Origin of the sequence: Devosia lucknowensis, assembly GCF_900177655.1 — a bacterium.
Classification (GTDB): domain Bacteria; phylum Pseudomonadota; class Alphaproteobacteria; order Rhizobiales; family Devosiaceae; genus Devosia; species Devosia lucknowensis.
Window position 1 is genome coordinate 1,751,767 of record NZ_FXWK01000001.1, and the last position, 14,932, is coordinate 1,766,698.

General features: G+C 62.5%; 14 protein-coding genes. 2 read left to right on the forward strand and 12 right to left on the reverse strand.

All coding sequences use genetic code 11. From position 1 onward, the window contains the following. Positions 1-41 precede the first annotated feature (41 nt). The 7 genes from CCK88_RS08595 to katG form a co-directional block, all read right to left on the reverse strand. Positions 42-635, reverse strand: coding sequence for a DUF1989 domain-containing protein (locus CCK88_RS08595; RefSeq protein ID WP_086470033.1), 594 nt, complete (start codon positions 633-635; stop codon positions 42-44). After that, the gene (gene gntA / locus CCK88_RS08600; protein WP_086470034.1) at positions 632-1,354 is read right to left on the reverse strand and encodes a guanitoxin biosynthesis heme-dependent pre-guanitoxin N-hydroxylase GntA; all 723 of its coding nucleotides are present in this window, start codon (positions 1,352-1,354) and stop codon (positions 632-634) included. The genes CCK88_RS08595 and gntA overlap by 4 nt, the downstream gene beginning before the upstream one ends. Positions 1,355-1,428: 74 nt before the next feature. After that, on the reverse strand, positions 1,429-3,087 hold the full coding sequence (locus tag CCK88_RS08605) for an ABC transporter permease (protein WP_086470880.1): 1,659 nt from the start codon (positions 3,085-3,087) through the stop codon (positions 1,429-1,431). Between the two features lie 43 nt (positions 3,088-3,130). Further along, entirely contained in the window at positions 3,131-4,159 is a 1,029-nt protein-coding gene (locus CCK88_RS08610; RefSeq protein WP_086470035.1) for an extracellular solute-binding protein, read from the reverse strand. 146 nt (positions 4,160-4,305) lie between these two features. Next, positions 4,306-5,358 carry an ABC transporter ATP-binding protein gene (locus tag CCK88_RS08615; protein ID WP_244557463.1) on the reverse strand — a complete coding sequence of 351 codons (1,053 nt, stop codon included), beginning with the start codon at positions 5,356-5,358 and terminating at the stop codon, positions 4,306-4,308. A gap of 31 nt (positions 5,359-5,389) precedes the next feature. Then, on the reverse strand, positions 5,390-6,514 hold the full coding sequence (locus tag CCK88_RS08620) for a DUF2336 domain-containing protein (protein ID WP_086470036.1): 1,125 nt from the start codon (positions 6,512-6,514) through the stop codon (positions 5,390-5,392). A gap of 178 nt (positions 6,515-6,692) precedes the next feature. Beyond that, complete coding sequence (gene katG, locus CCK88_RS08625; RefSeq protein ID WP_086470037.1) at positions 6,693-8,876, reverse strand: catalase/peroxidase HPI; 2,184 nt, start codon at positions 8,874-8,876, stop codon at positions 6,693-6,695. Positions 8,877-8,970: 94 nt separating this feature from the next. Between katG and CCK88_RS08630 the strand changes: the two genes are divergently transcribed. Continuing rightward, positions 8,971-9,876, forward strand: a complete 906-nt coding sequence (locus tag CCK88_RS08630) for a hydrogen peroxide-inducible genes activator (protein WP_086470038.1) — start codon at positions 8,971-8,973, stop codon at positions 9,874-9,876. A 1-nt stretch (position 9,877) separates the two neighbouring features. Here CCK88_RS08630 and rarD read toward each other — a convergent pair whose 3' ends face one another. Continuing rightward, positions 9,878-10,822: an EamA family transporter RarD gene (rarD, locus tag CCK88_RS08635; RefSeq protein WP_086470039.1), complete on the reverse strand. Its 945-nt coding sequence runs from the start codon at positions 10,820-10,822 to the stop codon at positions 9,878-9,880. A 181-nt stretch (positions 10,823-11,003) separates the two neighbouring features. Here rarD and CCK88_RS08640 point away from each other — a divergent pair, with 181 nt between their 5' ends. After that, positions 11,004-11,438 carry a host attachment protein gene (locus CCK88_RS08640; protein ID WP_170926399.1) on the forward strand — a complete coding sequence of 145 codons (435 nt, stop codon included), beginning with the start codon at positions 11,004-11,006 and terminating at the stop codon, positions 11,436-11,438. A gap of 158 nt (positions 11,439-11,596) precedes the next feature. On the opposite strand, the gene CCK88_RS08645 is transcribed toward CCK88_RS08640, so the two are convergent. From CCK88_RS08645 to CCK88_RS08660, 4 genes are all read right to left on the reverse strand, one after another. Further along, the gene (locus CCK88_RS08645) at positions 11,597-12,445 is read right to left on the reverse strand and encodes an alpha/beta fold hydrolase (RefSeq protein ID WP_170926400.1); all 849 of its coding nucleotides are present in this window, start codon (positions 12,443-12,445) and stop codon (positions 11,597-11,599) included. Between the two features lie 5 nt (positions 12,446-12,450). Continuing rightward, positions 12,451-12,789, reverse strand: coding sequence for a hypothetical protein (locus tag CCK88_RS08650; protein WP_140048931.1), 339 nt, complete (start codon positions 12,787-12,789; stop codon positions 12,451-12,453). Between the two features lie 125 nt (positions 12,790-12,914). Next, complete coding sequence (locus CCK88_RS08655; protein WP_086470043.1) at positions 12,915-13,283, reverse strand: response regulator; 369 nt, start codon at positions 13,281-13,283, stop codon at positions 12,915-12,917. After that, positions 13,276-14,718, reverse strand: coding sequence for an HWE histidine kinase domain-containing protein (locus CCK88_RS08660; protein WP_086470044.1), 1,443 nt, complete (start codon positions 14,716-14,718; stop codon positions 13,276-13,278). Before CCK88_RS08660 ends, CCK88_RS08655 begins: the two co-directional genes overlap by 8 nt. Positions 14,719-14,932 lie beyond the last annotated feature (214 nt).

Here is a 14,932-nt window from a genome sequence, read left to right on the forward strand (position 1 = left end):
TTTATATCCAGTTCGCAGCCAGGTCCAGCCTGTTCGGCGACTTAGTCGTCGATCGTATAATGGATGGGCTTGAAACTGCCGCCATTGCTGGCCGGCGCGGAACACGCGGTGAGGCCGATGATCAGGTCCATCTGCGCGCGGAAGCGGATGTAGTCCCCCGCCCGGCTCAAGGGAGGCTCAACCTTGAAGCGCCCGGTTGCACCATCGACAGGCACATTCATGAAGCAGTTGAAAGCAACCGGAATGTCATCGTCGGCGATGCCGTATTGCGCCAGCGCATTGACGAGGTTTCCGTGACATCCCTGATGCGTAGGCTCATCGTCATAGCACAGACGGAAGGTTGCCTCGCTGCACGGCGTCAGCAAAAAATCATGCCGCCCAACCGTATCCTCGATGATGTCGAGCATGACGTTTGACCGGTTTGAGTAAAGCTGGAAGCCGGTGGTGAGATAGAGCGTTTCTGCGTAGTCGAGGGTACGTCCAGAAGAAATCTTTTCGCCGGTATCAGCCCGCGAGATGGAGAGGAGATCAGCCACCTGCCCGCCCATTGGATCGATGACGGTCAGGATTTGTCCCTTGTTGAGGAAAAACGACGTCCCCGATCTTGGTGGGATTTCATAGACAACGCCGTTCATGACTTTCCCTCGAGTGCTCCGAGTGGATCCGCCGCAGCGGGGTCTGGCTCATTTCGGTGATAGGGACAAGACCACCCCTCGGGCACCTGCCGCCCGCTATACTGCCGGGCTTCGGAAATCGACCCGTGTCGAGCCAGCATTGGGTTGGGGCCTCCTGCCAGCTCCTCGTCGCGCGCCAGGATCGATTCACGCAGCTTCTCGTAGCGGTTCTGCTGACGCAGCTGCTCGAACTGGTCATGCAGGTTGAACACCATGACCGGGTGCGCAAACCGCCGCGCGGGACGGCTTGCATTGGGGTGCAGCCCGACGACGAAGAACGCCTCACCGCCGAAGCTCAATGCGAAATGTGGATCGTCAGGGTCAGGGCTCACCCTCGGATCGGGCCTCTGTCCGCGCCAGTCATCTTTGGCCGTCAACGACTGGAGCCGCGCCCACATATGCGTTTCGAACTCAGCTTCCGATAGATCGTCGGGCTGCTCAAAGATCACCGCAAAGCTTGTGAACAATGTCGGCTGTTCGTGATACGTCCAGGCAAATTGCATGAGCCTGTCCTGGATTTCCACGTCGTTCCAGGCGCTCTCGATGCTGCGGGCGACGTAGGTCGTCAATTGACCCTTGCGCAGCGCAGACTTCGCGCCGACACAGGGAAACTTGCTATCGAGGATGAAATCTTCAAGATCTTCTTGCAGACGGGATGAAATTGATTTTTCGGAAAACATCGGTAACTCCAATGCCCGGCAAATGGCCGTGAACTCCGAATTGTTCCATCACGCTTGAGCGGGAGACGGACGCGCTATCGCGATAGTTTCGATGTCCTGGCGAGAAGGATCACCGGCAGGATACCGATCGCCACGATGATCAGCGCCGCGAGCGCCGCATCTTCGTAGGTCCCGCGCGCCGCCTCGCCATAGAGCAGTGTCGCCAGGCTTTCGAAATTGAGCGGCCGGAGCAGCAGCGTCGCAGGCAGCTCCTTCATGCAGTCCACGAATACAAGAAGCCCGGCAGCGATCAGCGCGGTCCGCGAAAGCGGCAGGTGCACCTTGCGCAGCGTACCGCTCGAGGTCTGCCCCAGTGTTCGCGAAGCATTGTCATAGGCGGGAGGGATACGGCTGAGCCCAGCTTCGATGCCGCCCACGGAGATGGCGAGGAAGCGCGATGCGTAGGCATAGATCAGCGCCGCACCTGAGCCGAGCAGCAACAGACCGCCCTGCATTCCCGTCCAGCTCGTCCACCAGCCGCTGATGGTACGATCGACTGCCGCAACTGGCACGAGGATCCCGATCGCCAGGACGGTTCCGGGCACGGCATAGCCGAGCGAAGCCACGCGCATCGCCGCCGAAGACCACGTCGCCGCATGCAGTCGCGCTGCATAGGCGATCGAGAAGCCGAGCGCGAGGATGACGACCGTCGCGATGGCCGACACGCCAACCGTGTTGACGGTCGCGCGCAGGAGCGCAGTCGAAAACCCGGCGAACTCGATGCGCCGCACGGCCGCAACGACGAGATAGATCGCCGGTCCTGCAAAGCCGATGACGATTGGCAGGAGTCCGAGACCGAACGCCAGGGCGGCTGTCGGTCCCGTGAGCAACATCCGCTGCATCTGCCTTGAATTCTGCGCCGTCGACGCAAATCGCTGGCGCCGGCGCGCCCATCGCTCCAGAACCAGAACAGCGAGTACGATGGCCAGCATGCCGATGGCGATCTGCGCCGCCCCCGCCAGGTCCGTACGCACGATCCAGGTCGTGTAGACGGTGGCAGTTAGCGTGCGAACACCGAGAAATTGCGAGGCACCGACGTCGTTGAGCACCTCCATGAGCGCCAGCGACACGCCCACGGCAATGGCTGGCCGCGCCAGTGGCAATGCCACCCGCCAGAAAATGCCCGAGCGCGGCACGCCCAGCGTGCGCGCCACTTCGACGACGTTGGCCGCCTGGGTCAGGAACATCGCGCGTGCGGTGAGATAGACATAGGGATAGAGGACGAAGCCGAAGACGAGGATGGCGCCCCACATGGACCTTATGTCGGGTAGACGAAATTGCCGCGGGCTCGAATAGCCAAGCATCCAGCGCAACACGCCCTGAACGGGGCCAAGCGGGTTCAGGATGTCGAGATAGGCGTAAGCCATGATGTAGGTTGGCACGGCCAACGGCAGCAGCAGCGCCCATTCCAGCAGCCCCCTGCCCCGGAAATCGTAGGCACTGACCAACCATGCCGAACCGGTACCGACGACGCTGGCGATCAGCCCCGCACCCGCCAGGAGCACCAGCGTGTTCCAGGTCGATTGCGGCAGGACGAACTGGATGATGTGACCCCAGAGGCCTCCGGTATCGGCCACCGCAGTAGCGGCGATGGCGGCAATCGGCACGAGCGCGAGAGCCGCCGCAGCGATTGCCACGGCGGCCCAGGGGCTGATGCTGATTGTCCGGCGCCGGTTAAGGCGCTCTCCGGTCATGTCTGCCATCGAAAGAGCGGCGGCCGGAGCCGCCGTCGGGTCATCAGTTGCTGAATGTGTCGAAGTTCACTTCATCGACGAGTTCGCTGGCGCGAGCACGGAACGGCAGGACGTCGGTCAGCGATTGACTGTCCGGATTGAGCGTACCAAAGGCCGCGATGATCGGCGCGACTTCTGCAGTGGTCGAAACCGGGTACTCGAAATTGGCTTCGGCGTAGAGCTTCTGCGCTTCGTCGGATGCCAGATATTCAAGCAGCTGCACAGCTTCGTCGCGATGCGGGGCATGGGCTGCCACGGCCGCGCCCGAGATGTTCACCAGCGTACCGCCGCCCTCAAAAGTAGGCAGGATCACCTTGACTTCGTCGGCCCACGCCTTCTGCTCGTCGCCACCTGCACCGCTGGCCATCAGGCCGTAGTAGTAGGAGTTGGCGACGGCGATGTCGCAGATACCGGCCGCAATGTCGCGGGCCCCGTCGCGGTCGCCACCGGCTGCAGCGCGCGCCTGGTTGGCCTTGATGCCTTCCAGCCAGGTCTTTGTTGCCTCTTCGCCATGCTTAGCCATGTAGGCTGCGAACAGAGCGGTGTTGTAGGGATGCTGGCCCGAGCGGATGCAGAGCGTGCCGCGGAATTCCTCGTCGTCGAGCTGCTCGTATGTGATGGCGTCAAGCTCGAGATCCTTGGCCGCATAGACCACGCGGGCGCGGCCCGAAAGCGCGAACCAGTTGCCGTCCGCATCGCGGAGCGAGGCCGGGATCGCCGCTTCCAGCTGGTCGCTGTCGACTGGCTGGGTCACGCCCGCGCCGACCAGATCGATCAAGGCACCAAAATCGACAGTCATCAACAGATCGGCAGGAGAGCTTTCGCCTTCCGCCTGCACGCGCTCGATCAGGCCGCTCTCGAGGAACACCGTGTTCACGGTGATACCCGTCTCGGCGGTGAACGCGTCGAGAATGGGCTGAATCAGGCCAGGCTCGCGGGTGGTATAGATGTTAACCTCTTGGGCGAGGGCAGGCATCGCAGCGCCGAGGGCGAGGAGGCTGGTGACGCTTACGGTACGGAGGATGTTGCGCATTTTTTGTCCCTTCGTTGCATGACATCGAGGAGACTGGAGGCCTGACGCACGCCCTCGATAGGGCGCAACAGCCATAGGAGAGCATTCAAGTCAAGTTTAATTGCCCGACTTTGGAATGACTCTAAACTGTTGATTATAATCCACAATCAGGCGTCCAGGCGATCGTCGGGGAAAATCAGGGCCCTACCGGGATTTATCTGGATAAACACGTCGTCGCCGACACGGACATCGTGGCGCGCGGTGCCGCGCATGATCAGTGGCTGGCTGAGCCCCTCCACGCTGAGCGACAGTTCCTCGATTTCACCCAGGATCGCCCGATGCTGCACCTGCGCGGCTATGCCGGTTTCGGCCAGCGAGATGGATTGCGGTCGGACCAGCAGTCGCGGCAGCCCCTCCAGCCCGGTGGGCAGCGGAAAGCGGCCGAGAGGCGTGTCGAGTCCCCCACCGGAAAGTCGGGCCGGGATTTCGTTGACCTGCGAGAAGAACGACGCGGCGTAGGCCGTCCAGGGCGCGTCGTAGATGCGCTCGCCCGTCCCCGCTTCCACAAGTCGCCCTCCCTGCATCAGGGCCACCATGTCGCCTATTGCCAGCGCTTCTTCCGGGTCGTGGGTTACGACGACTGCCGTCGTTCCATGGTCGCGGACGATCGACAGGGTCTCGGTCCGCACCTTGTCGCGCAGCCCCCGGTCCAGGTTGGAAAAAGGCTCGTCCATCAGCAATAGGCGGGGCTGCGGAGCAAGGGCGCGAGCAAGCGCAACGCGCTGTTGTTCGCCGCCGGAAAGCATATGCGGGTAGCGGTCGGCCAGCGCCGTCACGCCGATGCGTTCGATGGTCTCGGCAACACGGGCGGCTCGCTCGGCCCGCGGTAGCGCCGAGAGCCCGAAAGCCACGTTCTCGCGTACCGTCAGATGCGGGAACAGCGCGTAGTCCTGAAACATGAAGCCGATGCGGCGATGCTCGGGTTCGACGAATACGCCATCCCCTGACACGATCGTCCCGTCGATGCTGATGCTGCCGCCATCCAGGGTCTCGATGCCGGCAATGGCGCGCAGCAGGGTGGATTTGCCGCAGCCGGAATGGCCGACGAGGCATAGCGTTTGCCCCGAGCCCAGTTCCAGGGATACGTCCCGAAGGGCCTCGACGTCACCGAACCGACGGCTGACGCCGGACAGCACGAGCATGGATTTGGCACTTTTCATGCGCGCAAGTGGCGATCCTGCGCGCCAGTTGTCAAGCCGTCTGGCGGTCTTCGGTCATGCCACGCTTGCGGAACGAATGCGCGCGCCAGAGTTCGAAGATATGCCGGGCATCTTCGCTGTCCAGCGCTTCGAAGCGCGACAGCACCATCTTCTTGTCGCCGTCGCTCGGCAGGTCACGCCAAGGCAGGGTGGCAACGATGGCTTCAAACAGATCCGAACTCATGTTTGCCGCGCGCAGCGCCACGATCACCGCCACATAGTCCTGTGCGGCCAACCACTTCACCACGATTTCCGGGCCGACATGGAGGAGCACCGCCATTGCCGCGGCGGCATGATGACCGTAGCCGAAGCGGGCGAAACGGGCCAAGGCGCGATCGTTGAGCTGCTTGCGGTCCGCGAGGCCTTTGACCTGATTGTAGGCGACCTTCCACTCCTGCGCATTGAAGCCTGCGCGGTTGCGGATGCGGTTGTAGACGACGGTGTTGATCTTACCGGCCGCGACCGGATCGACCTGGCGGTCCGCATCGCCAAGCGTTTGCAGGATCTTGCCGGCAACCGTGTCGATCTCGCCGCGCAGCGATTTCCAGTCGATATCGCTGCGACCGCGAAGGTCGGCAGCGATCTCGGCGTCCTGAGTCGCGCGATGGACCAGTTTTTCCAGCGTAGCGCGATCGAACTCGGCCTTCGGGTTCCGCACGAGGCGCACGACCGAGGCGGTCTTGCCATGTTCGACCAGGGCCTCCCCTACGCGCTCTGTGAGCGACGAGCGGCCGGCGATGGCCACGCGATGCTCTTCGGTCTGCCGGGCGATAATGTCGATGAGATCGTCATCGTTCAGCACATTGGAGAATTCGAGCAGCGGCCGCGCGACTTCGATGATGTCGTTGGCAAGCTTCACCAGCACGGTGCCCGGCGCGCGCTCGAGCGGCGCCAAGAGCTTGGCGACATGGACTCGGGCCTCGACTTCAACCAGCTCCGCCAGCTGGCAGAGCACTTCGTCATACTGCGCAACCTGGTCGTCGTCGCAGCGGTCCGAGACATAGCTGAAAAGCTGCGCCGTGGTGCGGAAAAGCTGTTCGCGTTCGAACTGGTTGTCCTCACCATTGAGAACGCGAAAATTCGCAAACGCCCGGTGGCCTTCTTCGAACTCGGTCATGGGTCGATCTCCCGGCTTCTGCCGCTACATTTCACTTGGAGACTGGCCCCTCACATGCTTGCGTCGCCTGAAGGCATCCCGCGGCATTTGAATAAAATTGCAGACAAACTGCTACCGCATGCAAAAACCCCGGATCGCAAGGACCCGGGGCTCCGAAGAATGCGAATTGAACGGTGGATTAGCGCAGGTCGAAGCGGTCTGCGTTCATCACCTTGACCCAGGCTGAAACGAAGTCCTTCGTGAACTTCTCAGCGGAGTCCGATTGCCCGTAGACTTCGGCAAAGGCGCGCAGCTGCGAATGCGAGCCGAAGATCAGATCGACGCGCGTGCCCGTCCACCGGATGGCGCCGGTCTTGCGATCGCGACCCTCGTAGATCCCGTCTTCGCCTTCCTTCGGCGCCCACACCGTGTCCATGGTCAGGAGGTTGAGGAAGAAGTCGTTGCTCAGCACTTCCGGGCGGTCGGTGAACACGCCGTGCTCGTTTACGCCGGTCTTGAGCACACGCAGTCCGCCCAAAAGGACCGTCATTTCCGGGCCAGTCAGCCCAAGGAGCTGTGCGCGGTCCACCATGGCCTCCTCCGGCTGCATGAAGCGACGCGGCCCGAGGTAATTGCGGAAGGCGTCGGTGCGCGGCTCGAGTGCGGCGAACGAGGCGACATCGGTCTGCTCGAGCGAAGCATCCATGCGGCCCGGCGTGAACGGCACCGTGATGGATTGCCCCGCCGCGCTCGCGGCCTTTTCGATACCCGCCGAACCGGCCAGGACGATGAGATCGGCCAGCGACACCTTCTTGCCATCAGATGCGGCTGCGTTGAATTCGCCCTGGATGGCCTCCAGCTTGGCGAGAACGGATGCCAGCTGAGCCGGCTTGTTCACGGCCCAATCGCGCTGCGGTGCCAGGCGGATGCGGGCTCCGTTGGCGCCGCCGCGCTTGTCCGATTTGCGGAACGTCGAAGCGGATGCCCATGCGGTGGAGACCAGCTGCGAGATGGAGAGGCCCGCGCCGAGGATCTTGGCCTTCAGTGCGGCGATGTCGGCCTCGTCGATCAGGGTGTGGTCGACCGCCGGAATGACATCCTGCCAGATCAGGTCTTCGGCAGGCACTTCCTTGCCGAGGTAAAGCACCTTCGGGCCCATGTCGCGGTGCGTCAGCTTGAACCAGGCCCGCGCGAAGGCATCGGCGAATTGGTCTGGGTTCTCAAGGAAACGGCGCGAGATCTTCTCGTAGATGGGATCGACGCGCAGCGACAGGTCGGTGGTCAACATCGTCGGACGATGCTTGCGCGACGGATCGAACGCATCAGGGATGACCTGATCGTCGGTCTTGGCGACCCACTGCTTGGCGCCGGCCGGGCTCGTCGTCAATTCCCACTCGTACTTGAACAGATTCTCGAAAAAGAAATTGCTCCAGCGCACCGGCGTTTGCGTCCAGGTGACTTCGAGGCCCGATGTGATCGAATGCGTGCCGAAGCCGGACTCGTACTTGCTCTTCCAGCCCAGGCCCTGGTCTTCGACGGCGCCCGCCTCCGGATCGACGCCGACAAAGGACGGATCACCGGCGCCGTGCGTCTTGCCAAACGTGTGACCCCCGGCGATCAGCGCGACGGTTTCCTCGTCGTTCATCGCCATGCGCGCAAAGGTATCGCGGATGTCGCGCGCGGCCTTGAGCGGATCCGGATTGCCCTCGGGACCCTCGGGGTTCACGTAGATTAGACCCATCTGGACCGCTGCAAGCGGCTCTTCCAGCTGCCGCTCGCCGCTATATCGCGAGTCGCCCAGCCATGTGCCTTCCGGTCCCCAATAGAGCTCCTCGGGCTCCCAGACATCGGCTCGGCCACCCGCAAAACCGAAGGTCTTGAAGCCCATCGATTCGAGAGCGACGTTGCCGGTGAGGATCATGAGGTCGGCCCATGATATGGCATTGCCGTATTTCTGCTTGATCGGCCAGAGCAGGCGGCGCGCCTTGTCGAGATTGGCGTTATCAGGCCAGGAATTAAGCGGCGCGAACCGCTGCTGTCCCATGCCCGCGCCACCGCGACCGTCGGTGATGCGGTACGTGCCCGCGCTGTGCCAGGCCATGCGCACGAAGAGACCACCATAGTGACCGAAATCGGCCGGCCACCAATCCTGGCTATCGGTCATCAAGGCGGTCAGGTCCGCCTTGACCGCATCGAGGTCGAGGGAGTTGAACGCAGCGCGATAGTTGAAATCCTTGCCCATCGGGTCCGAGAGCGACGAATTGTTGTGCAACACCTGCACATCGAGCGCCTCCGGCCACCAGTCGCGGTTACGCGGCCCAGTCTTTCCACCATGGGAAACGGGGCACTTGCCGCCTTCGGTCTTGGGGTTGGGATCGGTCATGGCGGGGGCCTCCTGTCTAAACTTGCGGCGGTTATAGAAGTCTGGCTTTGATTAGGCCAATCGATTATTCTTCCTATCCCCATAGGAAGAACTTATGACGACGATCACGCTCAGGCAGATGCGCTACGCGATATCGGTGGCTTCATCCGGTCACTTCGGACGGGCTGCGGCGGCATGCGCAGTCTCCCAACCTGCGCTCTCCCAACAGATCTTGGCGCTGGAAGCTCTGTGCGGCACGCCGCTGTTCGACCGCCTGAAGACCGGCGTACGGCTCACGCCCTTCGGCCGCGATTTCATCGCTCTCGCCAAGACGACGGTCGAAACCGCAGATGCCCTCGATGACTTCGCCCTCGGCCGCACCGGACGCCTTGAGCGGCCCTTGCGGTTCGGCCTCATTCCGACAGTGGCTCCTTACCTCCTGCCGCGCATCTATCCCGCACTCACCGAAAACCTCCCCGAGATCGCTTTCGCAGTCAGTGAAAGTCGCACCGAAGCGCTGCTTGCCTCTCTCCAGGATGGACGGCTCGATCTGGCGCTTATTGCCACCGATCCGCCGCCCGGCGGCCCACGCCTCATGAGCCGCCTCCTGTTCGACGACCCCTTCGTACTCGCTACGCCACGGAGCGAACTGGCCGCGACGCCCGTCACCCTCTCCGCCCTGCCACCCGAACGCATTCTGTTGCTCGACGAGGGACATTGCTTCCGCGATCAGGCTCTCTCCGCCTGCCGGCTCGACGGCGATCAGGTCGCTCATGCCTTTGCCGCCACGTCACTCGCCACCATCGTCGAATTCGTTGCCAACGGCCAGGGCGTGACGCTCCTGCCCCAGATTGCCTTGCGCAAGGAGGCCAGCGACCCGCGGATCGCCATTCATCCCATCGACGATCCTTCGGCTGGGCGACAGCTTCGCCTCGTATGGCGCGAGGGCACACCCTACACCGCGATCTTTGATCGTATCACCGATGTGATCATGCGCATCGGCGAGCCGGCCGACGGCTAGGTCAGGCGACAACTCGTCGACGCTGGCGGAAGCTGTCCCACGAGAACACGGCCAGGGAGAGCCAGATCAGCGCAAAGCTCACCAGTCGCAGGCCGTTGAGCTCCTCGCCAAACAAGGTGATGGCGAGCACGAACTGGATTGATGGCGAGAGATACTGGAACATCCCGATCGTTGTCAGTCGCAACCGGCGTACGCCATACGCGAATAGCAGCAGCGGAATCGCAGTTGCGGGCCCCGTCAGCAAAAGCAGTACCAGCATCCCTGGATCACTGTGCACGCCCATGCCGCGGGTCGTGACATCGTAGGCAATGAAGGCAAGTGCGAATGGCGCGACCATCATGGTTTCCGCGAATAGCCCGGTCACCGGACCGGTTTGCACGGTTTTCCTCAGGAAGCCATAAAAGCCGAAAGTCAGCGCCAGCCCCAGCGCGACGAATGGAAAATTGCCGAGCCCCAGCGCCTGGATCAGGATGGCCACTGTGGCAATTCCGATGGCTATCCCCTGCAGCCGGTTCTGCCGTTCGCCCAGAAAAATCACCCCGATAGCGACGTTAACAAGCGGATTGATGAAATAGCCGAAACTTGCTTCCAGAACCTGTCCGGTGGCAATCGCCCAGACGTAGAGCAACCAGTTTCCGGCCAGCAGTATCGACGAAAGCGCGACAACTCCCATCCGCCTGCCATCGCCGAGCAGCTTGCGCACTTCTCCAAATCCGCCCCTGGCCGCGATGATCACCGCGAGCAGCAGGAACGACCACAGGGTGCGCTCGGCAACGATCAGGACGGCTCCGGCTTCCTCCACCAGATGGAAGAGGATCGGCAGGACCCCCCACAGCAGATAGGCGGACAGCGCCGCGACGACGCCGTTCCTGGTTTCGCGGGGATCGACACCCACCGATCGCGGCGCCTGCGCAACGACGTCCGGGGCTTGTTCGGGCAGACTCATGGGATACTCCGCACCAGGGCGTCCTGCCTCGTAACAGTCGGCAATCACCTCCGCCAATCAGAGTTTGTGATGAACCAATCGCGCAAACATGGCGTCTCGCGCCAACCTTTGAGTGTGTGAGGCGTTTTGCTCCGGGCCGCCTGAACTGTGCCCGATGCCCGCCAACAAAGAGGAGCAGCAAATGAAAAAGAGCGTAACCTGGATTTTGATCGCCGATGGCACCCAGGCCCGTGTGCTCGAACACGCCGGACCCGGAAAGGGTCTCACGGGCGTGAAGGGCCTCGAATGGTCAATTCCACCGCTGCAATCTCAGGACATCGACAGCGACGGGTATGGTCGCGGCCCCACGGGAGGCGCCATGACCTCCGGCAATGACGCCTCCAAGCACCGCGAAACTGAGTTCGTCAAATCCGTCGCCGAGGCTCTTGATGGCAAGGCAAAGGCCGGCGAATTCGATCGCCTCGTGATCGCGGCGGCTCCGATCGCCTTGGGCAATCTGCGCAAGGCCATGTCGGATCATGTCCGGAAAGCCGTCGTCGCTGAACTGGACAAGGACCTGACCAACGTCCCCACCCCGCAGTTGAACAAGCACTTTGACGGGATCATCGCGGTCTAGCGGCACGCCCGAAACAGATTCTGCTTCAACGACTTGCCAGGCCAGTTTCGCCCTGCATGCAATGGACATGAATCTCGCTGTGACGAAGCGGACTCACTGCATGAAGCGCTTGAATCGGAGTCACAGCCACGGCGGCGCAACCGACCAGGTTTGCGCCGCTATTCGTCAGACGCGTCGTCGTCGTCATCGACGTCGCCCTCAAAGGCATCGAGGAACTGTAGAAGCAGCGAGTTGACCAGTTCGGGTTTCTCGATGCTGGGTATGTGCGCAGCGCCTTCCAAAACCACGGCGAACGCATTCGGCATCGTTTCGGAGAGCGTTTCGTGACGGTCGACCAGGGCCGTGAAATCCTCGTCGCCCACGACAAGAAGCGTGGGTGCATTGATCTGGTCCACACGGCCCCATGCGTCGGGCCGCTTTTCTTCCTGTGTCAGCTCGGGCTTGTTCAGCGCCTTGGCATTCATGTCCAGAAAAAGCGCGCGAACCGATCCACCAACTCGGCCGCTCTGGCAGCGCGGACCGTCGAGCCATTCATGCGCCTGTACCTTGTTGAGAAGGTCGAGGTCGCCCCGCTCCCAGGCGTCCTCTTCCGCGAGTTCGATAGCGCGTTCGTCGGCAGTCGACGTCCACGGCGCTCCGGTGACCGACGTTCCGATCAGCGTCAGGCCGAGAACGCGCCCGGGATTGGCCAGCGCGAAATCCACGGCAAGCCCGCCGCCCATCGAACAGCCGACAAGCACCGCGGCGTGAATATCGAGCGCATCGAGAAGCGCTTCGAGGTCTTCGAGATGATTGAACGGCTCATCGGGGCTGACGGTCTCGCCGTAACCGCGACGATCATAGGCAATGGCATGCCAGCCCGCCTCGGACACCGCGGCCATCTGATCGAGCCACATCCGCTTGTCGCAAACGCCGGCATGGAGGAACACGACGGGCAGGCCGTCGCCCTGCTCGATCCCTGCCAGTGTCGCGCCACCGATGTCGATGGAAAATTCCTCAGCCGTCATATCCGTCATTGCTCCACGGCGACGCAAAAGGTGATGTCGTCCTTTGCCCCGAACCAGCAGCTTTGCTCGCCCTCGATCGGAACGAACCGACCCAGTTCGTCTGGAGAGCGACCCGGTTGCTGGTCTGCTGCGATCAGGTAGCCCAGCCCCTCACCGTCCGCCTCATGCGCGAAAACGAACACGTCGCCTTCGGGCAGGACGAAGGTGATGCCGCCACCGTCCACATTGACGTCGCAGCCGAACTCACCGTGGCCGGTCATCGAACATTGTCCCGGCGCACCAGCAGCCGGAACGGCGAGGGCAAGGCCGCATACGAACACCGCCCCCGTCACCAAAAATCTCATAGGGTCCCCCAACGAACCGAACGCGCCCGGGATTTCGCACCCGTGCCGTCAGCCTATTGCAAAAAGACCAACAAAAACCAACGGTTTTCGTCAGCTCTGTCGAGGTTCGGCAAAGCTCGGAGGCCTCAGGCGGCGGCTGGGACCAGGCGCTCCAGCGCTGTTTCGACGTCCTGCCGCGTATAGGGCTTCACGATGACGGGGCGGTCCTGCCATTCGGGCGGCAGACCGTCCTTGCCATAGCCCGTCGCAAACAGGATCGGCACACCGCGTTCTGCCAGGATGCGCGCGGCGGGAAACACCTGCGTGCCCCCGATATTGACGTCGAGGATGGCCGCGTCGGGCAGTTCGACACTGGCGGCCAGCCGCTCGGCCTGCGGCAGCCACATGGCCTGCGCTGCGACCGACCAGCCCAGGTCCGCCAGAATGTCTTCGAGATTGAGAAGGACGAGGCTTTCGTCCTCGACCACGAAAATGCGGCGTCCGTTATCAGGCAATTGCTGCCTCCTGCACCTTGTAGGCTGCGTGTGGGACGGTGAGCCGCGCCGTCAGCCCCTCGCCATCATATCGCAAGTCGAGATCGCCCGCCATTTCGCCGGTGATCACTGTCCGCAGCAGGCGCGAGCCGAAGCCGTTGCGGTCGGGTTCGCGCGCGGCTGGCCCACCGCGTTCGACCCAGTCGATCACCAGATTGTCGTTTCCATCTTCATGCCAGTTCACCATCAGCGTGCCTTCGGGCACTGATAGCGATCCATGCTTGGTCGAATTGGCGGCCATTTCATGCAGAACCAGCGCCAGCGCAACCGTGGCCTTGGCGTTGACGATCAGCACCGGGCCCTCATAACGGACCTGTTCGCTGTCGAAGACACTGAGCTCCTGACACACCAGGTGCCCGATTTCAGTGTCGTGCCACTGCCGGTCGCTCAGCATCGTATGCGCCTTGGAAAGCGCGATGATGCGGGCTTCGAAAGCCTGCCGCGCCACCGCCATATCGCTGGTGCTGCGCAGGGTCTGGCTGGCGATGGATTGCACTGTGGCCAGCGTGTTTTTCACCCGGTGATTGAGTTCGTCGATCAGCAGGCGCTGCCGCTGCGCCGCGCGGACCGATTCCGTCCGGTCCATGCCCTGTACAAACACGCCGGTGATGATGCCCGCGGCATCCCGGATTGGGGCGTAGGAAAAATCGAGAAACGTTTCTTGCGCCGGTTGCCCCGGCTCGTTCACGAGCATGACGCGGGCGCCTTCGGCTGAATGCACGTGACCCTCGTGGAACACCCTATCGAGTAGATCAACAAAGCCCTGCTCTATCACTTCGGGCAGGGCCGTCTTGATGTCCTGCCCCACCACATTGCGTCCGCCAATCAGCCGAACGTAGGAATCCGAGGCGAAGGTGAAGACATGCGCCGGCCCTGAAAGCACCGCGAAAAACGCAGGCGCCTGTTGAAAGAGACGACGAAAATCAGCGCTGGCCGCTTCCGCTTCGCGCGTGCGCTCGATCAGCCGCGTGGCGGCAGACAAAGACGAGAATGGCAGCGTCGCCGCTTCGCGCAACCGTGCGAATTCGGTCACGTCAACGGTGTTTTGCAGGATGAACTCGACCTGACCATCTGCATCGGTCAGCGGCACATGGACTGCCGTCCAGTACCGATGACGGACCGTTCCATCGGCTTCGGCAATGGGATAGGGCAGATAGGCGAGTGTGTCGGGCGTGCCTGTGGCCAGCACTTTTTCGAACGATGCCAGCAACCGCTTGCCGCTTTCGCCCGGCTCTGGAAAGCGTTCCATGACATAATGCCCGGCCAGATCGTCTAGCGTAGCGCCAGTTGTCTCCAGGTAGGCAGCATTGGCGGTGACGTAGCGAAGGTCTTTGTCGAGGATCATGAAAGGGCTCGGAAGCGCCTCGAAGATGCGCCCGAAGTCGACGTCGCCCATGTGTATGCGCCCCCAGGATTCAGACGGAGACGCAAGCGCTCCCAACTGGCTTAACGTACGTCAGTCCGGTTGGTTGCATCCGTTCACACGCCATTACAACGCAAGGTCAGGCGCCTCCTGCCCCTCGGGCTTGACCTTCGGCACCGGCGGCGCGGCACGCTTTTCTGGCGCCGTCGCTGGAGGCGTTGCTGGTGGCGGCGGCGGAGCGGCTTTT